This is a genomic window from Bradyrhizobium sp. USDA 336 (assembly GCF_044908355.1).
GTDB lineage: Bacteria > Pseudomonadota > Alphaproteobacteria > Rhizobiales > Xanthobacteraceae > Bradyrhizobium > Bradyrhizobium yuanmingense.
Genome location: NZ_JBIYDC010000002.1, coordinates 2,924,823 through 2,950,147 on the forward strand (window position 1 = coordinate 2,924,823; position 25,325 = coordinate 2,950,147).

Here is a 25,325-nt window from a genome sequence, read left to right on the forward strand (position 1 = left end):
ATGGCGAGCGTGCTGATCGCACTTGGCGGCAATGTCGGCGACGTCCGCACGACGTTCAAGAAGGCGATCGCGCATATCTGCGGCATGGCACAGGCGGCGCTGATCGCGCGCTCGTCCGACTATGCCACCCCGCCCTGGGGCGACGAGGACCAGGATCCCTTCATCAATGCCTGCATCGAGATCGAGACCAGCCTCGATCCGCATGCGCTATTGTTCGTGCTGCAGAAAGTCGAGCAGAAATTCGGCCGCACGCGCGAGAAAGACCGGCGCTGGGGCCCGCGCACGCTCGATCTCGACATGATCGCCTACGACGATGTCTCCTTGCAGAAGCCCGATTTGACGCTGCCGCATCCGCGCCTGTTCGAACGCGCCTTCGTGCTGGTGCCGCTGGCCGAAATCGCACCTGACCGCGTGATCTCAGCCATTCGTGTGCGTGACGGGCTCGCCAGCGTCTCGACGCAAGGGATTGAGCGGCTTCCGGATACCGGTTAACCAAAAACAACCGTTTGCAGGAACGGTCCGCCATGGCAATTTCGCCTGCGAATAACAAGACGTTCGGGAGCCCCGCGCCGCATGACCTCCGTGACTGACGACCTGCCGCTGGCGGCGGATTTTCCCAAGGCCACGCCTGAGGACTGGCGCAAGCTGGTCGACGGCGTGCTGAAGGGCGCGCCGTTCGAGAAGCTGGTCGGCAAGACCTATGACGGCATCAAGATCGAGCCGCTCTATCCGCGCGCGAAGGGCGTTGTGCCGGTGATGGGCCGACCGCCGGCTGCGCCGTGGCAGATCGTGCAGCGGATCGACCATCCCGATGCGGCGCTCGCGAACGCGCAGGCGCTGCAGGATCTGGAGAACGGTGCGAGCGGGCTTGCGCTGGTGTTTGCCGGCGCCAATGGCGCGCGCGGGTTCGGCCTGGAACCGTCGGCCGAGGCGGTGGCAAAGATCCTGAAAGACATTCACCTCGACGCCGGCATCGGCATCGAGCTCGAGATGGGACCGCAATCGCGGATGGCCGCGATCCATGTCGCGGAATATGTGAAGAGCAACGGCCTCGATCCCGGCGCCTGCAACATCCGCTTCGGGCTCGACCCGCTCGCGGCGGGCGCGGTGTGGGGCCACAGCCCCTATACCTGGGACGAAGTTGCCCCTGCGATTACGGGCGCCATCAAGGGCCTCGCCGGGCTCGGCTTCAAGGGGCCGTTCGCCTCCGCCGACGGCCGCGTGATCCATGATGCCGGCGGCTCGGAGGTGCAGGAGCTCGCATTCGTGCTCGCCTGCGGCCTCGCTTACCTGCGCGCGATCGAAGGCGCGGGCATTCCGCTGGAAGCCGCGCAGGACATGGTCTATGCGCGGCTCGCCGCCGATGCCGACCAATTCCTGACCATGGCCAAGTTCCGCGCCGTGCGGCTGCTATGGGCGCGCATCGAGACCGCTTGCGGGCTGGCGCCGAAACCGCTGTTCATCGCGGCCGATACCGCCTGGCGCATGCTGACGCAACGCGATCCCTACGTGAACATGCTGCGCGCGACCATGGCGGCGTTCGCCGCGGGACTGGCCGGTGCCAATGCCATCACCGTGCTGCCGCATACGCTGGCGCTCGGCCTGCCCGATCCGTTCGCGCGGCGCGTGGCGCGTAACACGCAGCTTCTGCTGCTGGAAGAATGCAACCTCGCCAAGGTCAGCGATCCCGCGGCGGGGGCTGGCGGCATCGAGACGCTGACGGCGCAGCTGTGCGATGCCGCGTGGGCACTGTTCCAGGAGAGCGAGAGCGCCGGTGGCGCGTTCGCGGCGCTTCAGCAGGGTGTGTTCCAAAGCAAGGTCGCGGCCACGCGCAAGGCGCGCGAGGCCAATATCGCGAAGCGCAGGGACATACTGACCGGCGCCAGCGAGTTTCCGAACCTGCACGAGAGCGAAGCCACTGTCCTGAAGGCAGCGCCGATCGCGCTTCCGCCCTACGGCGAACAGACCTACAAGTTCGAGGCGCTGCCTCCGATCCGTCTCGCGGAACCGTTCGAGGCGCTGCGCGACAAATCCGACGCGAGTTTGAAGGCGCGGGGCGCACGGCCAAAGGTGTTCCTGGCCAATCTCGGCACGCCCGCCGATTTCACCGCGCGCGCGACGTTCGCGAAGAGCTTCTTCGAGGCGGGCGGCATTGAGGCCACAGGCAGCGAGGGCTTTGCCGATCCGGCCAAGCTGGCCGCGGCCTTCAAGGCCTCCGGCGCCGAGCTGGCCTGTCTGTGTTCCAGCGACAGGGTCTATGCGGAACACGCCGAAGCCGCGGCAAAGGCCCTGCAATTGGCCGGCGGGCGACATATCTACCTGGCGGGCCGGCCGGCCGAGGCCGAGGCGGCGCTGCGAGCAGCCGGCGTCACGGGCTTTGTCTTCGCCGGAGGCGATGCGCTTGCGGCACTGCAGGACGCCTACCGACGGATGGAACAGCGATGACCGACACCAGCAAACCCGTTCTCACCGGCGGCTGCCAATGCGGCGCCGTGCGATTTGCGGTCATGACGGCGCCGACCAGGATTTCGATCTGCCACTGCCGGATGTGCCAGAAGGCGAGCGGCGCGCCGTTCGCCTCTTTGGCCGACATCAACAAGACCGATTTCGCCTGGACCAAGGGCACGCCGTCGTTCTTCCGCTCCTCCTCCATCGCCGATCGCGGCTATTGCGCGGCCTGCGGCACGCCGCTGAGCTTCGGCCGCATCGACGGCGACCGGATCGAGATCATGACCGGCACCTTCGATCGCCCTGACCGGGTGGTGCCGACGCGGCAGTTCGGCATCGAATCCCGCCTCGGCTGGGTGGTCGGCATCGCCAATCTACCGAGCCAGACCACGCAGCAGAATTACGGACCGGAGAAGATGGCGACCATCGTCAGCCATCAGCATCCGGATCATGATTGAGGCGGTCCATGTTTCAACTGCTCGGACAAGCGTTGCTCGGTCTGGCAGAATGGAAGACTGAAAAGCTGCTCGCATGGCTGCTCTGGGACGGGACCGGCCGAGTGACTCAGAGCCGCCTGGACGATCCCGTTTACAAGAAGAATGTGCAAAAGCTGATCGAGCGCAATCGCAGGTTTGAGGATTCCAAGGAATGACCCGCATTCCCAATTTCGCCGAGGTCGCTTTCGAGCGAGCTGCAACTGCCACCCCTGCCGGCAGCGCCGAACCGTGGCTGACGCCGGAGGGCATTCTGGTGAAGCCCGCTTATGGCGAGGCTGATCTGGCCGGGCTCGATTTTCTCGAGACCTATCCGGGCATCGCGCCGTACCTGCGCGGCCCCTACCCGACCATGTACGTCAACCAGCCCTGGACGGTCAGGCAATATGCCGGCTTCTCCACGGCGGAGGATTCCAACGCGTTCTATCGCCGCAATCTCGCGGCGGGGCAAAAGGGCCTCTCTGTCGCCTTCGACCTTGCCACTCACCGCGGCTATGACTCGGATCATCCGCGCGTCGGCGGCGATGTCGGCATGGCCGGCGTTGCCATCGATTCCATCTACGACATGCGCACGCTGTTTGCAGGGATTCCGCTCGACCAGATGAGCGTGTCCATGACCATGAACGGCGCGGTGCTGCCGATCCTCGCGCTCTATGTCGCCGCTGCCGAGGAACAGGGCGTGCCGCCGGAGAAGCTGTCGGGCACCATTCAGAATGACATTCTAAAAGAGTTCATGGTGCGCAACACCTACATCTATCCACCCGCGCCCTCGATGCGGATCATCTCTGATATCTTCGCCTATACCTCCACGAGGATGCCGAAATACAATTCGATCTCGATCTCCGGCTATCACATGCAGGAGGCCGGCGCGACGCAGGATCTCGAGCTCGCCTATACGCTGGCCGACGGCGTGGAATATTTGCGCGCCGGCCTTGCCGCAGGCCTCGACGTCGACCGCTTCGCGCCGCGCCTGTCGTTCTTCTGGGCGATCGGCATGAACTTCTTCATGGAGGTTGCCAAGCTGCGCGCGGCGCGCCTGCTTTGGGCGAAGCTGCTCAAGCCGTTCAATCCGAAAGACCCGCGCTCGCTGTCGCTGCGCACGCACAGCCAGACCTCGGGCTGGTCGCTGACCGCGCAGGACGTCTTCAACAACGTGATGCGTACTACGGTGGAAGCGATGGCGGCCACGCAAGGCCACACCCAATCGCTGCACACCAACGCGCTCGACGAGGCCTTGGCGTTGCCGACCGATTTCTCGGCCCGCATCGCCCGCAACACCCAGCTGTTCCTGCAGCAGGAGAGCGGCACCACCCGCATCATCGATCCCTGGGGCGGCTCGTATTATGTCGAGCGGCTCACGCGCGACCTCGCCGCCAAGGCCTGGGGCCACATCCAGGAGGTCGAGGAGCTCGGCGGCATGGCGAAGGCGATCGAAGCCGGCGTGCCGAAGCTGCGCATCGAGGAGGCCTCGGCCAAGACGCAAGCGCGGATCGACGCCGGCAAGCAGGCGGTGATCGGCGTCAATAAGTACAAGCCGACCGACGAGGACAAAATCGAGATCCTGAAGGTCGACAACACCAATGTGCGCCGGCTTCAGATCGACAAGCTCAAGCGGCTGAAGGCCGAGCGCAACCAGCAGGAGGTCGATGCCGCCCTCGCCGCGCTGACGCGCTCGGCCGGCGAAGGCAACGGCAATCTGCTGGCGCTCGCGATCGATGCGGCACGCGCCAAGGCGACCGTCGGCGAAATCTCGGACGCGATGGAGAAGGTGTTCGGCCGGCACCGCGCCGAGATCAAATCCATCACCGGCGTCTACAAGCGGGAGGCGTCCAGCATGGGCACCCAGGTCGAGAAGGTTCAGGCGCTGATCGACGCCTTCGAGGAGGCCGAGGGCCGCCGCCCGCGCATCCTGGTCGCCAAGATCGGCCAGGACGGCCATGACCGCGGCCAGAAGGTGATCGCCTCGGCGTTCGCCGATATCGGCTTCGACGTCGACATCGGGCCGCTGTTTGCCACCGCCGACGAAGCCGCGCGGCAGGCGGTCGAGAATGACGTGCACATTCTCGGCGTCTCCTCGCTGGCCGCCGCCCATCTGACCGCTGTGCCGGAGCTGAAAGCCGCACTGAAGAAGCAGGGCCGCGACGACATCATGATCATCGTCGGCGGCGTGGTGCCGCCGCAGGATTACGATGCGCTCTATGCCGCCGGCGCCGAGGCGATCTTCCCGCCCGGCACGGTGATCGCGGACGCCGCCGAGGAGCTGATCCGCAAGCTGAACGCCCGGCTGGGGCATAGCGAGGCGGCGGAGTAGATGGTAGACTGGCCGTGTGACGGCCAGGTGTGTCCATGACGCGTGACGAAATCGTCGCTGCGATACGCAAGAACGCGGATGCCATCAGAGGCAAGGGCGTAGCAAAGCTTGCCATCTTCGGCTCGCGAGCCGGCAACGATTATCGGCCTGATAGCGATATCGACGTGCTCGTCGAGATCGAGCCGGACACCTCGTTTTCCCTGCTCAACTTGATCGATGTCGAGCACATCATCGAGGATGCGACTGGCTTGCAAGCACAGGCAACTGTTCGCCGCTCCATCTCTCCCCGCTTTGCGGAGCGGATCGCGGACGATATTGTCGAAATATTCTGACGCTCACGCAGGAGCACTAACCTTGAAGTTCATCGCCGGTTTGAGCGTCGCCCTGGCGCTGAGCGCAACATGTGCGTTTTCCGCCCACGCCGCCGATCCCAAACCCGATGCGATCGTCAAGACCAAGAGCATCGAAGCGCGCGTCTTCCTCGGCGACAGGATCAAGGCGGATGCGGCGCTGGCGGCGGACTGCCTCGCGGAGGGCAAGAAGTGGCTCGACAAGAATGGCGCGGAAGCCGCTGCCGCGCACAAAGCGGACCCGCAGTTCTTCAAGGAGGGCGGCTGGGAGTTCGAGCGCAAATATGAAATCCGCTCCGTGGTTGCCGACCGGTATGTCAGCGTCCTGCGCAACGACTACATGAACACAGGCGGCGCGCATCCCAACTCGGACGTGAACACGATCCTGTGGGACAAGGCCGCGAACAAGCGCATCTCGATCCGTCCGTTCTTCACCGAGACCGCCGATGGCGGCCCCACTATGAAGGCGATGGTGAAGGCCATCATCGCCGCGCTGAAGGACGAGAAGAAGAAGCGCGGCGCCGGAGAGACCGCGACCGACGAGTGGTTCAAGTCCGTGGAGCCGCGCCTCCTCAAGATCGGCGCGGTGACGCTCGCGCCCTCCACCGCGGCCGGCAAGAGCTCCGGCCTCACTTTCCACTATCCGCCCTATGCCGTCGGTCCCTACGCCGAGGGCGAGTATGTCGCCTTCGTGCCGTGGGAGACGCTGAGGCCTTACCTCACGGCCGAGGGCGCCCGCATCTTCGGCGGCGCGCGGCCCAAGGGCGACGCGGACGAGCCGTGAGCTCAGGCTAACGGGATCGCGGACGGGTTCGGGCCAGCGTCCGCGCGAGGGAATCCGTCCAATCGGGAATCCAGGAGGCAAACAACGCTTTCCAGCGCTCGGCGTCCGCAGGTTCAGTTTCGAGCGCAACCGACCATTCGATGAAGGTTCGGTTGCCCTCGATGATCGGACGCAGATGCATGGTGCCTTGGTAGCGCGTCGGCGCCGGACTCGGGCCGCCGTCGTCTTGCGGATAGGGTATCGCTTCGAGACCGGCATAGGTCAGGCTGTGCTGGTCGTCCGAGTGATCGACCAGGCGCTGGCGGATCCAGTTTCCGAGATAGCAGAAGCGCTTGACGGCGCCGACTTCATCGCCGCGCCTGTTGTCTTCGATCTCGCTCTCGCTCACGCCGTCGATATAAGCGGGGTAGTTGTTGAAATCGCGGATCAGGGACCAGACGTCGTCGAGCGGGTGGTCCAGCACGGCGCTGTAATAGGCTTGGGTCATCGGTGGCTTGCCTTTGGTTTCGTTGCGCGCAGAGGTTGGCCAGGCGCGCGGACAAAACCCACCCGATTTCCGACCGCCCGTTCGAGGAGGCGTCTGCTTTCACACAACATGGCCTTCCGGTTGGTAGCGCTACCTTGCGGCGGCGACGCAAAGCCGACTAGAATGCCCGAGTTGACAAGAGCGCCCGGCATCACGGGCGCCGCTGGGAGGGATTCAATGTCCAAGATTTCACGCCGCACCTTTGCGGCTTCCACCGCCGCTATCGCGGCCTCCGCCGCTTTCGGCTTCAAGCCCGCGTTCGGACAAGCCTATCCGGCGCGGCCCGTCACCGTGATCGTGCCCTGGGGCGCCGGCGGCGGCACCGATGCCACCGCGCGCATCGTCGCAGCGCTGCTGGAGAAAGACCTCGGCCAGCCCTTCAACGTGGTCAACCGCACCGGCGGCTCCGGCGTGGTCGGCCATACCGCGATCGCGACCGCGCAGCCCGACGGCTACACCATCGGCATGCTGACCGTCGAAATCTCGATGATGCACTGGCAGGGCCTCACCGACCTGACGCCGAAGAGCTACACGCCGCTGGCGCTGATGAACGAGGATCCGCCCGGCATCCAGGTCTCCTCCTCCTCGCCCTACAAGACGGTCAAGGAGCTCGCCGACGCGATCAAGGCGGCGCCTCCGGGGAAGTTCAAGGCCTCCGGCACCGGCCAGGGCGGCATCTGGCATCTCGCGCTCGTCGGCTGGATGCAGGCGATGGGCCTGCCCGCCAACCAGGTCGCCTGGGTGCCGTCGAACGGCGCAGCACCCGCAATGCAGGATCTCGCGGCCGGCGGTGTCGATCTCACCACCTGCTCGGTGCCGGAAGCGCGCGCCATCATCGAGGCCGGCAAGGCCAGGAGCCTTGCCATCATGGCGCCCGCGCGCAATCCGGTGTTCAAGGACGTGCCGACGCTGAAGGAGGCCATGGGCATCGACTACGCAACCGGCGCCTGGCGCGGCATTGCGGGGCCGAAAAATCTGCCGCCGGAGATCGCAACCAAGCTCACCGCCGCGCTGAAGAAGGTCTACGACTCCGCCGAGTTCAAGGACTTCATGAGCAATCGCGGCTTCGGCACCGTGTGGGGCGATGCGGCCCATTTCGCGGGCTTCATGGACAAGGGCGACGCCCAGATGGGCGAGGCGATGAAGGCCGCGGGCCTGAGCAAGGCGTGATGTTTTCACCTCTCCCCGACTGCGGGGAGAGGTCGAATTCGAGCTTTGCTCGAATTCGGGTGAGGGGGAGTCTCCGCGAGTCCAGCTCTCACCGTTCGCGCGGAAAGTCCCCTCACCCCAACCCTCTCCCCGTAAGAACGGGGAGAGGGAGAAGAAAGCATACAGGACCCCTATGCGTCTTCCCGACTCCGTCACGGGATCGTTTCTCGTCGCGCTCGGCGCGGCTGCCGCCTATGGCGGCTACATTCTGCCGCCGGTGCCGGGGCAGCCGGTCGGCCCCAATGTATTTCCGCTGGTGATCGGCTGCGGCCTTGCACTGTGCGGACTCGCGATCGTGTTCGGGATCGGCCGTTCCTTCGAGGAGGAGGAAGAGCTGGTCCCGTTCGAGGACGGCCAGGCGGCTGCCCCGCCACCGCAGGGCAAGCTCTACGGCCTGCGCGCGCTGCTGCCGCCGGCGCTGCTGCTGTTCTACGTTCTTGCCGCCGACCGGCTCGGATTCATCATCACCGCGGCGATCATGGTCTACGTGACCTCGACCGCGCTCGGGGCGAAGTTGAAGCTGGCGCTGCCGCTCGCGATGCTCTCGCCGTTCGCCATTCATCTCATCTTCGGCAAGCTGCTCCGCGTGCCGCTGCCGGTTGGCCTGCTGCCGACGCCCTGGTGATCGATGTTGAAGACCCTGATTGATGCGTTCGCGCTGATCTCCACCTGGGAGGTCATCATCTCCATGTTCGCAGCCTCCGTGTATGGGCTGGTGATCGGCTCGCTGCCGGGCCTGTCGGCGACGATGGCGACCGCCCTGCTCGTCCCGGTCACCTTCTATCTGTCACCGATAGCGGCCATCGCGACCATCGTCGCGGCGTCCTCGATGGCGATCTTCTCCGGCGACATTCCCGGCGCGCTGCTGCGCATCCCGGGCACGCCCGCCTCCGCGGCTTACGCGGATGAAGCCTACGCCATGACGCGCAAGGGCCAGGCCGAGCTCGCGCTAGGGGCCGGCGTCTGGTTCTCCGCGGTCGGCGGCATCGCCGGCGTGCTGTCGCTGATGATCCTGGCGCCGCCGCTGGCCGAGATCGCGTTGTCGTTCTCGACCTTCGAATATTTCTGGTTGGCGCTGCTCGGCCTGATGTGCGCCACCTTGGTGGCGCGTTCCTCGCCCGTCAAGGCGATCGCCGGCATGTTCATCGGCCTGCTCGTCGCCTGCATCGGCATCGAGAATCCCGGCGGCGTCCCGCGCTTCACCTTTGGGCTTACGGACCTGTTCGGCGGCATCGAGCCGATCCCGGCCCTCGTCGGCGTGTTCGCGGTGGCGCAGGTGATGCGCGCGATGCTGACGCCCGAGCCGCCGCCGCTGCCGCGGCGCAAATTCGGAAGCATCATGGCCGGCCAGTGGAAGCTGACCAAGCTCTATCGCTGGCAGATGACGCGCGGGAACATCGTCGGCATCATCATAGGCGTGCTGCCCGGCGCCGGCGCCGACATGGCCGCCTGGGTCTCCTATGCGATGTCGAAGCGCTTCTCCAAGGAGCCGGAAAAGTTCGGCACCGGCCATGTCGAGGGCCTGGTCGAGGCCGGCGCCAGCAACAATGCCAGCATCGCCTCGGGCTGGGTGCCTTCGCTGTTGTTCGGCATCCCCGGCGATACCATCGCCGCGATTGCGATCGGCGTGCTCTACATGAAGGGGCTCAATCCCGGCCCGACGCTGTTCACCGAGAAGGCGTCGAGCATGTACGCGATCTATCTGATGTTCATCATCGCGAACATCATGATGATCCCGCTCGGCATCGCCATGATCCGCGTCGCCACCTACATCCTGCTGGCACCGCGCTCGGCCATCATGCCGATCATCATGCTGTGCTGCGCGGTCGGCTCGTTCGCGATCGGCAACAACATGTTCGGCGTCGTCACCGTCGCCGCGTTCGGCGTGATCGGCTATGTCATGGAGGCCAACGGCTATCCCGTCGCCGCCATGGTGCTCGGCATCGTCATGGGCACCATGGTGGAGCAGGCTTTCGTCACCTCGCTGATCAAGTCCGACGGCAGCATCTTGCCGTTCTTCGAGCGTCCGGTCGCGGCCATCCTCGCCGCGATGGCGATCGGCGCGCTGCTCTGGCCGGTCATGGTGTGGATCTGGCGCAAGGTGAAACAGCCGCAGACCGCCGCGGCAACGACCCGGTGATATCGGGCGGGCGGGCCTCGCCTGCCCCGCCTTGCCGTTGTAAAGCAGAGGCATGACTGAGAAGAAGGCCTCGCTCGACATCAAGACCCTCGCCCGCGACGTACGCGCCGGCAGTCGTGCGGCCCTCGCCCGGGCCATCACGCTGGTGGAGAGCCGGCGCAGCGACCATCAGGCACTGGCCCGGGAGCTGGTGCAGATGCTGCTGCCGGACACCGGCAAGGCATATCGCGTCGGCATCACGGGATCGCCGGGCGTCGGCAAATCCACCACGATCGATGCGCTGGGTACACATCTGATCGAGCAGGGCCACAAGGTCGCGGTGCTCGCGGTCGATCCGTCCTCGGCGCGCAGCGGCGGCTCGGTTCTCGGCGACAAGACCCGGATGGCGCGGCTGTCGGCGTCTGGAGACGCCTTCATCCGCCCCTCGCCCTCCTCGGGCACGCTCGGCGGCGTCGCGGCGAAGACGCGCGAAGCGATGTTGCTATGCGAGGCCGCCGGCTTCGGCGTCGTGCTGGTGGAAACCGTCGGCATCGGCCAGTCGGAGACCGCCGTCTGCGACATGACCGACTTCTTCCTCGCCCTCATGCTGCCGGGCGGCGGCGACGAGCTGCAGGGCATCAAGAAGGGCCTGGTCGAGCTCGCCGACATGATCGCGATCAACAAGGCCGATGGCGACAATTTGAAGCGCGCCAAGATCACCGCGGCCGATTATCGCGGCGCGCTGCATATCTTGGCGCCACGGTCCGAGCATTGGCATCCGCCGGTCGAGACCTATTCGGCGCTGACCGGCGACGGCATCGCAAAGATCTGGCAGAAGGTTCTGGATCACCGCAAGGCGATGAACGCGTCCGGCGATTTCGCCGCGCGGCGGCGCGAGCAGCAGGTGAAGTGGATGTGGTCGATGCTGGAGCAGCGCATGCTGGCACGGCTGCGCAGCGAGGCCTCGGTGCGGACCAAGGTTCGCAAGATCGAGGCCGAGGTCGCCGATGGCCACCTCACGCCGGCGCTCGCCGCCGAGCAGATGCTGGAGTTGCTGCAATGAGCGACAAGCTCCGCATTCTTCTCACCGGCTTCGGTCCGTTTCCCGGCGCGCCCTACAATCCGACCCAGCCGCTGGTGGCGCGGCTGGCGCAATTGCGCCGGCCCGCGCTCGACGATGTCGCGCTCTCGAGCCACATTTTTCCGGTCACCTATGCCGCGGTCGACCGGCAATTACCCGACGTGCTCGCTGCGCAAAAGCCCGACGCGCTGCTGATGTTCGGCCTCGCCGCACGCACGCCTTACCTGCGTATCGAGACGCGGGCGCGCAACGCCGTCACCATGCTCTGGCCCGACGCCGCCAACACCCGCTCGACCAAGCGCGGCATCGCCGGCCATGCCGACGCGATGATGTTCGGCCCGCACACCGCAAGGCTGCTGCGCGCCGCGCGCCTCACCGGCATCGACGCGCGTCCCTCGCGCGACGCCGGCGCCTATCTCTGCAACTACTTGAGCTGGCGCGCGATCGAGCGCGTGAAGGCGGGCGGACCCAGGCTTGCTGCGTTCATCCACATTCCCCTGCTCGCGCGCAGCGGCGGTGCGCGCCGGAAGGGCGCAGCCCGCATCACGCTGGAGCAGCTGGTGGATGCGGGCGAAGCGATGCTGATGGAGATGGTGCAGTTGGCGCGCAAGGCGCGGAACACGCCGGCCTCGTAGGGTGGGCAAAGCGAAGCGTGCCCACGTCTTCTGTTACTGCCTCGGACAGGTCGTGGGCACGGCGCAAGCGCGCCTTTGCCCACCCTACGGCACCGTCTTTTGCGTAAACATTTAACCCTACCGCGAACAATCCTCACGGTCCTCGCCCTGCTGCGCTACGAAACCGCTGCGGACACCTCCCGCGTCCGCCGGAGGACGCGTCATGAACCTCAATCGCCGTCATCTCATCGGGGCTTCGACCGCAGGCATTGCCGGTGCGCTGGCCAAGCCGGCCGATGCCGCACGCGCCGCGCCGCTGACGTCGCTGCTCGGCCGCGATGCCACGCAATATGGTGTCCGGCCCGGCAGCAGCGAGGACCAGACCCGCGCGCTGCAGCGTGCCATCGACGAGGCCGCGCGGGCGCAATTGCCGCTCGCCTTGCCACCCGGCGTGTACCGGACCGGTCTGTTGCGGCTGCCGAACGGCGCGCAGCTGATCGGCGTGCGCGGCGCGACCAAGCTCGTCTTCACCGGCGGCGCCTCGGCGATCCAGAGCGACGGCTCCGATGCGATCGGCCTCGCCGGCATCACCTTCGAGGGCGGCGGCATCCCGCTGCCGCCACGGCGCGGCCTGATCCACGTCCTCGGGGGGCGCGACGTGCGCATCAGCGAATGCGCTATCGCGAGCTCGGGCGGCAGCGGCATCTGGCTCGAGCAGGTCGCGGGCGACATCTCCGGAAACATCTTCAACGACATCGCGGTGACGGCGGTCGTGTCGTTCGACGCCAGGGGCCTCAGCGTCTGCCGCAACACGATTCTCGGCACCAACGACAACGGGATCGAGATCCTGCGCACCGCGATCGGGGATGACGGCACGCTGGTCGCCGACAACCGCATCGAGAACATCAAGGCCGGCCCCGGCGGCTCGGGCCAGTTCGGCAATGCCATCAACGCCTTTCGCGCCGGCAACGTGATCGTGCGCGGCAACCGCATCAGGAATTGCGACTATTCGGCAGTGCGCGGCAACTCGGCCTCGAACATCCACATCAGTGGCAACAGCGTCAGCGACGTGCGCGAGGTCGCGCTCTATTCCGAGTTCGCGTTCGAGGCCGCGGTGATCGCCAACAACATCGTGGACGGCGCGGCTGTCGGCGTCTCGGTCTGCAATTTCAACGAGGGCGGCCGCATCGCAGTGGTCCAGGGCAACATCATCCGCAACCTAATCCCGAAGCGGCCGATCGGGACCGCGCCCGACGACGATGCCGGCGTCGGCATCTACATCGAGGCGGATTCTTCGGTGACCGGCAACGTGATCGAGAACGCGCCGTCCTACGGCATCGTCGCCGGCTGGGGCAGATATCTGCGCGACGTCGCGATCACGGGCAACGTGATCCGCAAGGCGCTGGCCGGCGTCGGCGTCTCCGTCGTGCCGGGCGCCGGCACCGCGCTGGTCAACAACAACATGATCTCCGAGACGCCGCGCGGCGCCGTGGTCGGCCTCGATCACGCCCGCGCGGTGACGTCGGATCTGTCGGCCGACGGCGCGCAACGCTTCGCGCAGCTGGTGGTCGGCGGCAATGCGGTGCGGCGCTAGAACGCGTTCCGCAGCAGCGGGTACTTCGCTTCCAGGCCGTCGAGGCTGAAAGTGAATTCGACGACGCGCTCGGGGGCGGCGACGATTTCCTCGGCGGGCGGGGCGAACTGCGGCAGGAGCGCCGCCATCGCTGCGGGCGCGGTCTTCGGCGGCTTCGCGGCGGGCACGGGCGGCCTCACTTCCGGCGCGGCGAATGGCCGTGTTGCGGCCGGCTCCGCGAGCGGCGATCTCACGGCAGGCGCAGTGAACGGTGCCTTCGCAGCGGGTGCCCTGAGCGGCGGCATCTCGGCAGGCGCGGTGAACGACGGCCAAGCTACGGGCATAGCAAGCGGCGCGATCGGGGCATCGGTGATCTCCGCGAGCACGTCGGGCTTCGGATCGAGCCTGACCGGCGTGGTGGTCTCGGGGGCGATGTGAACGGCCTTTGGCTGCAAGGTCTTGGGCTGCATCGTTTGCGCCTGCTGCTCGCGCGGCGCCATGCGAGGCATCGTCGCCGGCGACCAACCGAATGCCGGCGTCACGCTCGCAGCCGCCTCGGCGACATCGCCGCCCGTCGCAAGCGCGCGCCAGGTCTGGACGGCGCGCTTGGCTTCCTGGATGTTTTCAAGGAAGGCGATCTCGGAATGATACCGGCGCCAGCGGCCGGTCTCGAACATCTCGGAGAGATGTTGCAGGCGCTGCTCGGCGAGAGCGCACCAGCGCGCTGCGATGTCGCGGCCGACGGCCACGGCATGAATTGACTCTTGGCGATGTGTCATGAACCAGCCCGTCAGGAGAAAACACGGACGCGGGGGACGCAACGCACACGAATCAATTTAGACGCGACAAGAATATTTTGTGGAAAAGTTTTGACTTGTCCAGCAACGACGCAACGCTCGTCGTCAAATACCGTAGTCGTGCGGTGATTTTCCGTGTTTTCGAGTCAAGCTTCGCACAAGCATGACGGAGTTGCGGCGGGACGCCCTCGTGGCGGCGACCGAAGCCACGGCGATCTTCAACTGCAAGATGAACGGATGTGAAGCTTCGAAAAATCGGACGCCAGATTCTTGTCTTGACGCGTTTTCTTCACGCGAACCGGCACCCACTTCGCTCGAAAACGCTCTGAAAAGAAGAGACCCGTCCGGGGGGACAACCGGACGGGTCGAGCCATATGGGCGCTTGGGGTGGATGGGCGCTCGCGCCTGATATGACTGATGGGGAGGGATGACCGCTCCCACATCAGTTGGTCGTGGCAGCGGACTGAACGTTCAAATGCGCGGTTTGATTTTTTAACCTTTGGCGTGAGCGTAAAGTTGTCGCAGCGACTATCGCGCCGGCGGCCTATCTGCCTGAGAAACCGCGGGTTTATCCTCCGCGCTCGACAGCGAGGTTTGCTCGATCGCGCGTGCGCCGGGCTCCTCGCGACGCTTCGGAGCATCTTCACGTTTTGTTGTACCGGGGGCAGCAGCGACCGGCGTCGTGCTATCGGCGGGAACAGCCATGACGGCGGCAAACGCGTCGGCCTGGCCGTCGCCGAAGAGGTCGTCACGCCCGGGCGAGCCGAGGTCGCGTGCGGTCTTCGCCAGCGTCAGGCGCAGCGCTTCCGGCTTGAGTGCGTGGTTGCGCTCGAGCAGCAGCGCCGCGACGCCTGAGACATAGGCGGCCGAGAACGAGGTTCCCGACGTCACCTGGTATTTGCCGTCCGGTGCCGGCAGGAAGATGTCGACGCCGGGGGCCGCGACGGCGATGTAGTTGCCGCGGTTGGAGGCGGAGAACAGCCTGTCCTGCCGATCCGTCGCGCTGACCGCAATCACGTTGGGGTTGGCCGCCGGATAGAGCGGCGGCGATTTCGCCCCGGCATTGCCGGCGGCGGCGATCAGGATGAGACCACGCGCGGCCGTCGCCGCGATCGCGCGCTCGATCACCGCGTCCTTCGGACCGGCAAAGCTCATGTTGACGATCTGCGCGCCGTGCTCGGCGGCGTAATTCAGGGAACGCAGGATGATATAGGACGAGCTCTCCGCACCGCCATTGGCACCGCCGAAGGCGCGGATGGCGATGATGCGGGCCTCGGGCGCGCTGCCCATCAGACGGGCATGGGCCGCGATCGCCCCGGCGATGCCGGTGCCATGGACGTGCGGCCCTTCGGCACTGCCGAGCGCGTCGAAATTGTCGGCGACGGAATTGGCGAGCTCGGGATGCCGGGCGTCGATGCCGGAATCGATCACGGCGATCGTGACGTTGGCCCCGTGCGCCAACGTATGCGCCTGCGGCAGGCGCAGCTTTGCCAGCGCGTATTGCGCAGGATCGCCCTCGGTGGCGGCCGACGATTTCTGGTCCTGGAGCACGTAGCGGAAGTTCGGCTGCAGCGAGCGCACGCTGCCGTCGGCCGCGAATTCGCGCCGCACGGTCTCATAAGGCCGGCCGTCGGCGATGCGGAACAGGCCGAACGTGGCTCCGATCAGCGGGAAATTCTCGGAAGCGAGGCGGGTCAGGCCGTGGCGACGCGCCAGCTCGTCGGCCTCGGCCGTCGACAGCGCGCCGTCGATCTCGGCGACGAATTCGCCTGCGAAGCTGCGCGCGATCAGCGCCACCGGCGTGTTGTTCCCGCGCCCTTTGCCGGCGCTCTTCTTGCCGAATTTTCCAGTGCCCTCGCCGCCCGCGTTCGGCTGCGCCAGACATTCGCCGTCGCCGCTGCGATAGGGCGCGGTGCAGGCCGGATAGAGGTTCGGCGAGTAACGTGCATAGGGCAGCACCGGCGTCGTCGGCCGGATGCGCGACGTCGTGGGAATAGTCGCCATCGTCCGCGGGCCGCGGCCAACGCTCACCGCGCGCGCAGCGATGTTCGGGCTGACCCGCGGGGTGATGTTTGGAGAGACGGTCGGCGTGCGCGAGGGAACGCTGATCGTCGGCGTGCGCATGATCGCCTGCGCCTGCGCAACTTCCACGCCAAAACAGAAGGCGACCAGAAGCGCAACGCCGACGGATGAAGCGCGGGCCCCAGTGCGCACCCTGCTCTCGGATTTGCCCGTCATCGGCTCGGCGGCGCGCCTAGGGCGCCGCGACGGCGAGGTTGACGAACTTCTCGCGCTGCATCCTGCCGAGCAGCGAAGCGAGCTCGTCCTGGTTCATCGCCTTGTCGAACTGGAGGCGGAACATGCCGCCCTTGGCATCGCCGATGATCGAAGCCTGGTAGCTGTCGAGCAGCGCGGTGATGTCGGCGACGCGCGCCTCAGGGGTGAAGCGCACCAGCGCGCGCGCCGGCGCGGCGGCGCTACCAAGCTCGCGCGTGATCGGTGCGCTGGTCGAGAGCGAAGCGGTCTGGAAGGTCGCCGGCTGGTTCTTCATCAGCACGGCGCCGATGATGCCGGCCTGCAGCACGAGCGCGACGGCACCGAGGCTCGCCGACCACGCCAGCGTGCGCGGCGACAAGCTCGCGAAGAAGGTCGAGATACGCGCCGACAGCGGCAGCGAGCCGCTGGCCCTCGCCGGCTCGGCATCGATCGCGGCGAACAGCTTCTGCATCGCGCGCGCCGACGGAGCGCCAAGGCTCTCGTTCAGATGAATGGTCTCTTCGTACTCGCCCCGGATCGCCGCATATTGCTTCGCCAGGTCCGGATCGCGCGCCAGCGCTTCCTCGACACGGCGCGCATCGCGCGCGTTCAGCGTGCCGGCAGCGTGCCAGGGCAGCAGCAGTTCAATTTCACTGGGCTCTTGCTCCAGCATCTTCTTGCTCAAAGCCATCATGGCCAGCCTCGCTCGACGCCGGCTGCCTTCAGCAGTTCGGCCAGTTTCTTGCGCGCATAGAACAAGCGCGTCTTCACAGTGTTCTCCGGTATCCCGACGATTTCGGCCACCTCTTCCACGGACTTCTCGTGGTAGTAGACGAGATCGACGATTTCCCGATGATCCGGCGAGAGGCCCGTCAGACACTCCCGCAACGCCTCACTGGTATCCTTCTTCTGCACCACCGTTTCCGGATCGTCGGACGTATCCTCGATCGCGTTGGCGGCGTCTTCGTCCAGCTCGAAATCCTTCCTGCGCCGGAGCGCAGACAGGGCCTTGAATCGGGTGATTGCCAGCAGCCAGGTGGAAACGGCAGATCGGCCCTCGAATTTGCCGGCTTGACGCCAGACGTCGAGAAACACCTCGCTGATGAGGTCTTCCGCCGCCTGCTCGTCCCGCACGAGCCTCAGCCCGAACCTGTAAACCCTGACATGGTGCCGCCCGTACAGCACCTGCATGGCGAGCCGGTCACCTTGAGCGATCCTGGCGATCAGGATCTCGTCTGAAGCCGCCTGTGTCGCGCTCAATGGCCGTCTCGCAAGGTTGGTCGGGTCGATGCGGTGGACGGTTCGATGTGGGGGGCAAAATTGTTCAACCTACCGCAGTCATACGGGGGCTTGTGTGAGCTACCCCACATACGGGCATTTTTCTTGTCCCACCCGTGATGGTCAGCGTCGCTAATCCGAATCGGTACCATAATACTGCGATATTCCCTGCGGAATGCCTGCCCGGACATAGGCAGCCCGGCCTCATCCGGTTCCATAGCAGCCCCGTACCACCTTTGTCGCGCCAAGCCTTGCTTCGGCTCGACCGCAGCGCACACGATGCGTGATCATCGGTAAAATTCTCACGCTAGATGATCGCCTTGTTCCCTGCTGCAGGGTTCGGATTCGATTTCAAAGGATACCAAACCTAAAGGCTTGCCACGTAGGTTTTTACGCTGACATCCACCATTGGCGGGACCATGGGTACGGCCGCGACGTCCTTTCCGGAGAGGAATGCCGCAGAGGTCGCGGATCTCGTCCTCGCGCCCGAGACGACGGCTCCCGAGGTCAGGGCGCGCCGCGTCTGGCAGCGCCGCCAGATGTATATCGGCCAGGTCGCGAGCTACTCGCTGGGCGGCGCGGTCCTGCTGCTCTACGCCTATGACGGCGCGGTCTCCATGGCCGTACCGACGCTGTTCTGGCTCGGCGGCCTTCTGATCATCGGGACTTTCACGGTGCTGTCGGAGGCCGGTTTCGGCGACCGTTTCGACGATCACTACCTCACCGTCTATCAGATCTCGGCGCATATGGCGCTGCAATTGGTGTTCCTGCTCGCGGTGCCGACCATCGGGGTCGCGTTCCTTGCCGTGTTGTTTCTGATCTTCGCGTTCGGCACGCTGCGGATGACGTCGAGCCAGGCCATGCTCACCTGGGGCCTCGCCACCTGCGGGCTCACCGTGGTTTTCCTGGGATCGGACCTGCCGATCGGACTGCCGGTCGCGACCCGGCTGCAGCGGACCGCCTCGATGCTCTGCTTCGTGCTGGTGATCGGGCAGTGCGCCTTCCTCGGCCTGTTCGGCGCCACGTTACGCAAGATCCTGTACAAGCGCAGCATCGAATTGAAGGCCGCCTATCGACGCATCGAGGAACTGGCCGAGCTCGACGAGCTCACCGGCTCCTACAACCGCCGCTGCATCATGCGGCTTCTCGACACCGAGATCGAAAAGTCGCGGCGGGCATCCACGCCCTTCGCGATCGCGCTGATCGATCTCGACTGGTTCAAGCGCATCAACGACGCTTACGGCCATCCCATTGGCGACGAGGTGCTGCGCACCTTCGCGATCACCATTTTCGCCAACATCCGCCCGGCCGACAGTTTCGGCCGCTATGGCGGCGAGGAATTCCTGCTGCTGCTGCCGGATACGTCGGGCGAAGTCGCGCTCCGCACGCTCGAGCGCCTGCGCGGCATCGTCGCCGATCTCGACTGGGGCGCGTTCTCCCCCAGCATGCGGGTGACCATTTCCGCGGGCGTCGCGACGCTGCGCGACGTCGATACTGCCGACACGTTTCTCGCGCGCGCCGACAGCGCGCTCTATTCCGCCAAGGCGCAAGGGCGCAACTGCATTGCAGCGAGCTGACCGATCCTTTTTGCTCCGGCGCGACAGAAGCCGCTGCCGGACCGACCGCTCCAGGACAGAGCAATGAGATCCAATTCCGCAAGACTATCCGAAAGCCTGCTCGAGGAATTGCAGGCTGCCCTCTCGCACGGCACCGTCGCGCGCCGGGTGGAGACGCTCCGCCGCGTCACCGATCTCTTCGTGGGCAACGCGGTCGACTATTCCGACGACCATATCCGCGTATTCGACGACGTGTTCCAGTGCCTGATCGAGCAGATCGAGACGTCGGCCAAGGCGCTGCTCGCCGAGCGGCTCGCGCCGATCGCGGCTGCGCCGCCGCAGATCATCCGCACGCTCGCGCTCGACGAGGTGATCGAAGTCTCCGGCCCCGTGCTGTCGAAGTCGGAGCGGCTGGATGAGGCAACATTGGTCGAGATTGCGCGCACCAGGGGCCAGGCGCATCTCAAGGCGATCTCGCTGCGGCGGACGCTGTCGGAAGCGCTGACCGACGTGCTGGTGGCGCGGGGCAATGAGGACGTGGTGCAATCGACGGTCGGCAATCCGGGCGCGCGGTTCTCGGAGGAGAGTCTCGCCGACCTCGTCGTCCGCGCCGAGCGCGACGACGACCTCGCCGGCTGCATCGGCCTGCGACCCGACCTGCCGCGGCATCACTATCTGAGGCTGGTCGCCAAGGCATCCTCGAGCGTGCGCAGGAAGCTCGCGGCTGCGCATCCCGAGCTCGCGGACGAGGTGTCGAGGGCCGTCGAGGAAGCGGCCCAACGGGTTCGCGCCGTCGCCAGGACGAAACAGACGGAGATGGCTCGCGCGCTGGTGAAGTCGCTGCACGAGGACGGCCGCCTCAACGAGCTCCAGGTCGCCACCTTCGCCGAGCAGGGCAAGTTCGACGAGACCAACGCGGCGCTGGCCGCACTCGCGGGGATCGCGGTCGAGACCGCCGAGACCATGATGATCGAGAGCCGCACCGAAGGCGTGATGATCCTCGCCAAGGCCGCGGGCATGCAATGGTCGAGCGTGCGCGCCATCATCGCCTTGCGCGAGAAGCTCTCCGGCGGGTCGCAGACCGACATGCTGAAGCTGCGCGACACCTATGAGGCGCTGCGCTCATCGACCGCGCTACAGGTGCTGCGCTTCCACCGCATGCAGTTGCACGCGACGCCGGCGGCGTGAAGCCGGCCTAAAGCGCGATGCGATTAGAATGAATCGTCATCGCGCTTCAGGTTGTTGCTTGAGCATGATCTTTTCGGAAAACCGCTACACACTTTTCCTGATCATGCTCTAATACCGCAACACCCTCGATCCGACCGCCGCGCCGATCGCCGTCACCAGCGCGGTCGCGAGCGTGTACCAGGTCGCGACGAACAGCGGGGAATCGTCGGTGCAGTGCGAGGCATAGAGGGTCGCCGCAAATCCGGCCGACACCAGCCCTGCGAGCGCTCCGGCGAGCGCGGGACGAGACGGCGCGCCGTGGCGCAGGCCGAACAGCGCCCCCGCAAGCAGCGGCAGCGCCATTGCGGGGATCGCGACCATGCAGACCCTGGAGTTCTTACCCACCAGGCGCATCGTCATCGGCATCGCCGGCGCCATCATCGCCTCGCTGCCAATCGCCACGGCGAGCAACCCGACGGGAAGCAGCAGCAGCCAGCCCCAGCCGCGCAGCAGGGCTTCGGGACGCGACAAATGAAGGCTGACGATGATGGCGGGGATTGCGAGCGACAACGTCACCGCGAACTTCATGTCGAAGAACGGGTTGCGCATGGCGCTCATGACGTCGGCGCGCACGCCGAAGAACGTCACAAAGATCAGGATCGACAGCGGCGCAGCGACCAGCAGCGCCATGCTCAGCACCGCGCCGACGCGGGGCGCGCGATGCGGATTGTCGGCGGCGAGCGAGCGAATGAGTTGATCGGTGTCCATGATCAATGGTCCCGCAATTTGGCGGTCAGCGCCGCAAGTCCGCGATGCAGCGCGACCCGGACCGCACCCTCACTCATCGACAACCTTGCCGCCGTATCCTTGATCGAGGCAGCCTCGACCGCGATCGATTGCAGCACGTCGCGCTGACGCTGCGGCAGGGTTCCGAGCTGGGCGGCGACCTCGCCGGCCGAAGCGGTGTCCTGCGGCGCCTCGCCCGGCAGCGTCTCGGCGAAATCGTCGATGTTGACGAACACGCGCCTGCCGCGCCGCCGGAGCGCATCGATCAGCTTGTTGCGGCCGATCGCAAACAGCCAGGGCGCGAAGGGGGCTTCGCTGTCCCAGGTATGCCGCTTCAGATGTACCGCCAACAGAATCTCCTGCACGATATCCTCGGCCTGGTCGGGCGGCTGACCCGCCCGCGCCAAGCCACGCCTCGCGGCGGCCCGCAGCACCGGCGTGACTGCCTTCAACAGACGATGATACGCCGCATCATCGCCAGCCATGGCCGACCGCATCAGGCCGGTCCATTCGTCCTCACGTCCGCGCACGCGCGCCCCTCACCATGCAATTCGGCCGCTCTTTCAATTTGTTACGCGGGCGCCAAAATTATCACGAATTCGTGATCAAGGTCCGGGCCGCGCGACCGATGCGGCCGCAAACATCTGCGACGGCTCTTAACACCGATCGGTGCGTCCTGCATCGGGCGGGCGGCTTGGGGAGGCCGTCTGCCGCGTTTTTGCCGGGTGTGGCCCGAAGATTCCCATTTTCTGCCCCGCTGTCGTCACGCCCCGGGGTCTCTGTTTGCTGCCGGGACGGGCGGAATTGGGGAGATCGTCGACATGATGAAAACCAGCGCGCGCGCGGCCCTGATCGTTTTGGCCGGGCTTGTCTTGCTGTCCGGGGGCCTCGCACAGGCGGCGCCGAACGCGGCTGCAGGTAACAAATCGGAGAGTGCCGACAAAGGGGCCGATACGGACAAGCAACGGCGCCATGACTCGCGCCGCACCGACAGCAAGAAGGCGGTGCAGAAATCCGAGGACAAGGCCGGCAAGAAGGAGACAGTGGCCAAGCCCGACGAGGCCAAGAACGACAAGACCGACAGTCAGGTCCCGGCCTCGAGCCAGATGGCCCCGGAGATCGCCAACGCCAATGCGCAGCTCGCCGATACGTCGAGCGCCGCGGCCGCGATGACGAACCGCGCCAACGACAACGTCCAGGCAGCCGCCGCTAATGCCAGCGCCGAGAACCCCGAAAGCCAGGTCGTCGCGCCAGATCAGCTCAACGACATCGATCGCGCCGTGCAGGAGACCCCGCCGCCGCAGAAGACGGTGATCGCCGCAACCGAGGCGCAGCCGCGGCCGGCGCCGGTGATGGCCAGCAGCCAGCAGAGCTCGGCCTGGGACCAGAGCTCCCTGATCGGCAAGATCTTCATCGGCGTCGGCACATTGCTGACCCTGGCCTCCGCCGCGCGCATGTTCATGGCCTGATGGCCGGTTCCGCCGGGGCGCGACCCGCGCGCGTCCCGCGTCCGGCCTCTTGAAGGCATCCGCGCCAGCGGGCACATTGCCCGCTCAATCGAAAGCGTGGGTGGAGCATGAGCACGTTCGAACACATCATCGTCGAGAGCGTCGGCGCGGTCGGCATCGTCAAGCTGAACCGGCCGAAGATGCTCAACGCGCTCTCGTTCGGCGTCTTCCGCGAGATCGCAGCTGCGGTCGACGATCTCGAGGCCGATGACGCCATCGGCTGCATCGTCGTGACCGGTAACGAGAAGGCCTTTGCCGCCGGCGCCGACATCAAGGAGATGCAGCCCAAGGGCTTCATCGACATGTTCTCCGAGGATTTCGCCGCGATCGGCGGCGACCGCATCGCGCGCTGCCGCAAGCCGACCATCGCCGCGGTCGCCGGCTACGCGCTCGGCGGCGGCTGCGAGCTTGCCATGATGTGCGATTTCATCATTGCCGCCGACACCGCGAAGTTCGGCCAGCCCGAGATCACGCTCGGCACCATTCCCGGCATCGGCGGTACCCAGCGGCTGACGCGCGCGATCGGCAAGTCCAAGGCCATGGACCTCTGCCTCACCGGCCGGATGATGGACGCCGCCGAAGCCGAGCGCTCCGGCCTGGTCAGCCGTATCGTACCCGCCGACAAGCTGATGGACGAGGTCATGGCGGCCGCCGAGAAGATCGCCGCGATGTCGCGCCCTGCGGCCGCGATGGCCAAGGAAGCGGTGAACCGCGCCTTCGAGACCACGCTTTCCGAAGGCATGAGCGTCGAACGCAACCTGTTCCATTCGACCTTCGCGCTCGAGGACCGTTCGGAGGGCATGGCGGCGTTCATCGAGAAGCGCAAGCCTGTGAACAAGAACCGGTAGCGCACGAGCCGGTCAGGCCAGTGTAAGGCTCTGGCGCTTTCCCGCGCACAGCCTGTGACGCGCCTGCAACAAGCACGGAATACATGGGAGTTTTGCCCGCGGCAGTTTGCCTGCGGGACCTCGGCTGGCTAAACAGTTAAGAGGCCATCGTCGGCGGGGGCGGACAGCCGGGGTTAAGCGGGATTACATGATTGGGCGTACCGCCAGAGCTGGTCGCGGGGTGACGCGACGTCGATCGGGCGCGGGTCATGTGCTTGCGACATGGACCACGCTGGCGCTCTCTTGCGCCCTTCCCTCCGTGGCATCGGCCGAAGCCCTGCCGGACGCCTTGGCAAAAGCCTATCAGACCAATCCGCAGCTCAATGCCGAGCGTGCGCGCCAGCGCGCCACCGACGAGAACGTGCCGCAGGCGCTGGCCGGCTACCGGCCGCAGATCGTGGCGAGCCTCAGCGCCGGCCTGCAATCGGTGCGCAATCTGTTGCCGGATAACACCATCCAGACCGGCAATCTGAAGCCCTGGATCATCGGCGTCACCGTGACGCAGAGCCTGTTCAACGGCTTCCGCACCGCCAACGGCGTGCGGGCCGCCGAGCTCCAGGTGCAGTCGGGCCGCGAAGCACTCCGCAATGTCGGCCAGGGCGTGCTGCTCGATGCGGTCACCGCCTACACCAATGTTCTCGCCAACCAGTCGCTGGTCGAGGCGCAGCGCTCCAACGTCGCGTTCCTGCGCGAGACGCTCTCCGTCACCCAGCGCCGGCTCAATGCCGGCGACGTCACGCCGACCGACACCGCGCAGGCCGAGGCCCGCCTCAATCGTGGCCTTGCCGATCTCAACGCGGCCGAGGTCGCGCTTGCGGTCAGCCAGGCCACCTATGCGCAGGTGATCGGCAATGCGCCCTCGCAGCTCAGGCCTGCCGAGGCCGTCGACCGCTATCTGCCGAAGAGCCGCGAGGAAGCCATGACGATGGCGATCCGCCAGCATCCGGCGGTGATGGCCGCCAGCTTCGACGTCGATGTCGCCTCCACCAACATCCGCATCGCCGAAGGCACGCTGCTGCCGAGCGCGACGATCCAGGGCAGCGCCAGCAAAAGCCGCAACAACGACCCGGCGCTCAGCACCCTCGCCGAGGACCAGGCTTCGATCGTCGCCAATGTCACCGCGCCGATCTACGACGGCGGCCAGGCCGCGGCGCAGACCCGGCAGGCCAAGGAGATCACGGCGCAGAGCCGCCTCGTGCTCGACCAGGTGCGCAATCAAGCGCGTACGGCGGCGGTCAGCGCCTGGGTTGCCAACGAAGGCGCCAAGATCACGGTCTCGGCCTCGGAATCCGAGGTGAAGGCGGCCACCGTCGCGCTGCAGGGCGTGCAGCGCGAGGCCGCCGGAGGCCAGCGCACGACGGTGGACGTCTTGAACTCGCAGGCCGACCTGATCCAGGCCAAGGCCCGCCTGATCGGCGCGCAACGCGATCGCGTGATCGCCTCCTACACGCTGCTCAGCGCCATCGGCCATCTCGACGTCAAGACGCTGAACCTGAACACGCCGGATTATCTGCCCGAGGTGCACTACCACCAGGTCCGCGACGCCTGGCACGGCCTGCGCACGCCGTCGGGGCAGTAGCC

25 protein-coding genes are annotated in these 25,325 nt (G+C 66.3%); 18 read left to right on the top strand and 7 right to left on the bottom strand.

Annotation, left to right across the window (positions count from 1 at the left end):
* The 7 genes from folK to ABIA45_RS14685 all read left to right on the top strand — a co-directional run bounded on the left by folK (nucleotide 1) and on the right by ABIA45_RS14685 (nucleotide 6,387).
* Nucleotides 1–492 (top strand): 2-amino-4-hydroxy-6-hydroxymethyldihydropteridine diphosphokinase, encoded by a 492-nt coding sequence (folK, locus tag ABIA45_RS14655; protein ID WP_271545243.1) that lies wholly within the window; start codon nucleotides 1–3, stop codon nucleotides 490–492.
* 81 nt (nucleotides 493–573) lie between these two features.
* Nucleotides 574–2,445: a methylmalonyl-CoA mutase family protein gene (locus ABIA45_RS14660; RefSeq protein ID WP_404652543.1), complete on the top strand. Its 1,872-nt coding sequence runs from the start codon at nucleotides 574–576 to the stop codon at nucleotides 2,443–2,445.
* Entirely contained in the window at nucleotides 2,442–2,906 is a 465-nt protein-coding gene (locus tag ABIA45_RS14665) for a GFA family protein (protein WP_157281471.1), read from the top strand. The genes ABIA45_RS14660 and ABIA45_RS14665 overlap by 4 nt, the downstream gene beginning before the upstream one ends.
* Nucleotides 2,907–2,914: 8 nt before the next feature.
* Nucleotides 2,915–3,100: a hypothetical protein gene (locus ABIA45_RS14670; protein WP_157281468.1), complete on the top strand. Its 186-nt coding sequence runs from the start codon at nucleotides 2,915–2,917 to the stop codon at nucleotides 3,098–3,100.
* Entirely contained in the window at nucleotides 3,097–5,253 is a 2,157-nt protein-coding gene (gene scpA, locus ABIA45_RS14675) for a methylmalonyl-CoA mutase (RefSeq protein ID WP_157281465.1), read from the top strand. Before ABIA45_RS14670 ends, scpA begins: the two co-directional genes overlap by 4 nt.
* 35 nt (nucleotides 5,254–5,288) lie before the next feature.
* Nucleotides 5,289–5,585, top strand: coding sequence for a nucleotidyltransferase family protein (locus tag ABIA45_RS14680; protein WP_109144401.1), 297 nt, complete (start codon nucleotides 5,289–5,291; stop codon nucleotides 5,583–5,585).
* 22 nt (nucleotides 5,586–5,607) lie between these two features.
* Nucleotides 5,608–6,387 carry a DUF3298 domain-containing protein gene (locus ABIA45_RS14685; RefSeq protein ID WP_404652545.1) on the top strand — a complete coding sequence of 260 codons (780 nt, stop codon included), beginning with the start codon at nucleotides 5,608–5,610 and terminating at the stop codon, nucleotides 6,385–6,387.
* Between the two features lie 7 nt (nucleotides 6,388–6,394).
* On the opposite strand, the gene ABIA45_RS14690 is transcribed toward ABIA45_RS14685, so the two are convergent.
* Nucleotides 6,395–6,874: an SRPBCC family protein gene (locus tag ABIA45_RS14690; protein ID WP_404652546.1), complete on the bottom strand. Its 480-nt coding sequence runs from the start codon at nucleotides 6,872–6,874 to the stop codon at nucleotides 6,395–6,397.
* Between the two features lie 216 nt (nucleotides 6,875–7,090).
* Here ABIA45_RS14690 and ABIA45_RS14695 point away from each other — a divergent pair, with 216 nt between their 5' ends.
* The 6 genes from ABIA45_RS14695 (at nucleotide 7,091) to ABIA45_RS14720 (ending at nucleotide 13,530) form a co-directional block, all read left to right on the top strand.
* Nucleotides 7,091–8,083, top strand: coding sequence for a tripartite tricarboxylate transporter substrate binding protein (locus ABIA45_RS14695; protein ID WP_404652547.1), 993 nt, complete (start codon nucleotides 7,091–7,093; stop codon nucleotides 8,081–8,083).
* A gap of 172 nt (nucleotides 8,084–8,255) precedes the next feature.
* Nucleotides 8,256–8,747 (top strand): tripartite tricarboxylate transporter TctB family protein, encoded by a 492-nt coding sequence (locus tag ABIA45_RS14700; protein WP_157281456.1) that lies wholly within the window; start codon nucleotides 8,256–8,258, stop codon nucleotides 8,745–8,747.
* 3 nt (nucleotides 8,748–8,750) lie between these two features.
* Nucleotides 8,751–10,262 carry a tripartite tricarboxylate transporter permease gene (locus ABIA45_RS14705; RefSeq protein ID WP_404652549.1) on the top strand — a complete coding sequence of 504 codons (1,512 nt, stop codon included), beginning with the start codon at nucleotides 8,751–8,753 and terminating at the stop codon, nucleotides 10,260–10,262.
* Between the two features lie 52 nt (nucleotides 10,263–10,314).
* A complete protein-coding gene (gene meaB / locus ABIA45_RS14710) occupies nucleotides 10,315–11,304 on the top strand; it encodes a methylmalonyl Co-A mutase-associated GTPase MeaB (protein ID WP_404652551.1) in 990 nt (329 codons plus the stop codon).
* A complete protein-coding gene (locus ABIA45_RS14715) occupies nucleotides 11,301–11,957 on the top strand; it encodes a pyroglutamyl-peptidase I (protein WP_404652553.1) in 657 nt (218 codons plus the stop codon). The genes meaB and ABIA45_RS14715 overlap by 4 nt, the downstream gene beginning before the upstream one ends.
* Nucleotides 11,958–12,159: 202 nt before the next feature.
* Nucleotides 12,160–13,530 carry a TIGR03808 family TAT-translocated repetitive protein gene (locus tag ABIA45_RS14720; protein ID WP_404652554.1) on the top strand — a complete coding sequence of 457 codons (1,371 nt, stop codon included), beginning with the start codon at nucleotides 12,160–12,162 and terminating at the stop codon, nucleotides 13,528–13,530.
* Here the strand turns inward: ABIA45_RS14720 and ABIA45_RS14725 are convergent.
* From ABIA45_RS14725 to ABIA45_RS14740, 4 genes are all read right to left on the bottom strand, one after another.
* Nucleotides 13,527–14,258: a TIGR03809 family protein gene (locus ABIA45_RS14725; protein ID WP_404655678.1), complete on the bottom strand. Its 732-nt coding sequence runs from the start codon at nucleotides 14,256–14,258 to the stop codon at nucleotides 13,527–13,529. The two genes, ABIA45_RS14720 and ABIA45_RS14725, sit on opposite strands and share 4 nt — an antisense overlap.
* Before the next feature lie 576 nt (nucleotides 14,259–14,834).
* A complete protein-coding gene (locus ABIA45_RS14730) occupies nucleotides 14,835–16,544 on the bottom strand; it encodes a S8 family serine peptidase (protein WP_404652556.1) in 1,710 nt (569 codons plus the stop codon).
* Between the two features lie 16 nt (nucleotides 16,545–16,560).
* Nucleotides 16,561–17,256, bottom strand: coding sequence for a hypothetical protein (locus tag ABIA45_RS14735; RefSeq protein WP_271545252.1), 696 nt, complete (start codon nucleotides 17,254–17,256; stop codon nucleotides 16,561–16,563).
* The gene (locus ABIA45_RS14740) at nucleotides 17,253–17,822 is read right to left on the bottom strand and encodes a sigma-70 family RNA polymerase sigma factor (RefSeq protein ID WP_036006024.1); all 570 of its coding nucleotides are present in this window, start codon (nucleotides 17,820–17,822) and stop codon (nucleotides 17,253–17,255) included. Before ABIA45_RS14740 ends, ABIA45_RS14735 begins: the two co-directional genes overlap by 4 nt.
* A gap of 437 nt (nucleotides 17,823–18,259) precedes the next feature.
* Here ABIA45_RS14740 and ABIA45_RS14745 point away from each other — a divergent pair, with 437 nt between their 5' ends.
* On the top strand, nucleotides 18,260–19,417 hold the full coding sequence (locus ABIA45_RS14745) for a GGDEF domain-containing protein (protein ID WP_404652559.1): 1,158 nt from the start codon (nucleotides 18,260–18,262) through the stop codon (nucleotides 19,415–19,417).
* A gap of 63 nt (nucleotides 19,418–19,480) precedes the next feature.
* The gene (locus ABIA45_RS14750) at nucleotides 19,481–20,584 is read left to right on the top strand and encodes a DUF2336 domain-containing protein (protein WP_404652560.1); all 1,104 of its coding nucleotides are present in this window, start codon (nucleotides 19,481–19,483) and stop codon (nucleotides 20,582–20,584) included.
* A gap of 108 nt (nucleotides 20,585–20,692) precedes the next feature.
* On the opposite strand, the gene ABIA45_RS14755 is transcribed toward ABIA45_RS14750, so the two are convergent.
* Together ABIA45_RS14755 and ABIA45_RS14760 are read right to left on the bottom strand one after the other, a co-directional pair.
* The gene (locus ABIA45_RS14755; RefSeq protein ID WP_157281427.1) at nucleotides 20,693–21,331 is read right to left on the bottom strand and encodes an NrsF family protein; all 639 of its coding nucleotides are present in this window, start codon (nucleotides 21,329–21,331) and stop codon (nucleotides 20,693–20,695) included.
* Between the two features lie 2 nt (nucleotides 21,332–21,333).
* Nucleotides 21,334–21,879: a sigma-70 family RNA polymerase sigma factor gene (locus tag ABIA45_RS14760; RefSeq protein ID WP_036042899.1), complete on the bottom strand. Its 546-nt coding sequence runs from the start codon at nucleotides 21,877–21,879 to the stop codon at nucleotides 21,334–21,336.
* Between the two features lie 291 nt (nucleotides 21,880–22,170).
* On the opposite strand from ABIA45_RS14760, the gene ABIA45_RS14765 reads away from it, so the two are divergent.
* The 3 genes from ABIA45_RS14765 to ABIA45_RS14775 all read left to right on the top strand — a co-directional run bounded on the left by ABIA45_RS14765 (nucleotide 22,171) and on the right by ABIA45_RS14775 (nucleotide 25,323).
* Nucleotides 22,171–22,818: a hypothetical protein gene (locus ABIA45_RS14765; protein WP_404652562.1), complete on the top strand. Its 648-nt coding sequence runs from the start codon at nucleotides 22,171–22,173 to the stop codon at nucleotides 22,816–22,818.
* 107 nt (nucleotides 22,819–22,925) lie between these two features.
* The gene (locus tag ABIA45_RS14770; RefSeq protein ID WP_036006037.1) at nucleotides 22,926–23,705 is read left to right on the top strand and encodes an enoyl-CoA hydratase; all 780 of its coding nucleotides are present in this window, start codon (nucleotides 22,926–22,928) and stop codon (nucleotides 23,703–23,705) included.
* Between the two features lie 187 nt (nucleotides 23,706–23,892).
* Complete coding sequence (locus ABIA45_RS14775) at nucleotides 23,893–25,323, top strand: TolC family outer membrane protein (RefSeq protein WP_404652563.1); 1,431 nt, start codon at nucleotides 23,893–23,895, stop codon at nucleotides 25,321–25,323.
* Nucleotides 25,324–25,325 lie beyond the last annotated feature (2 nt).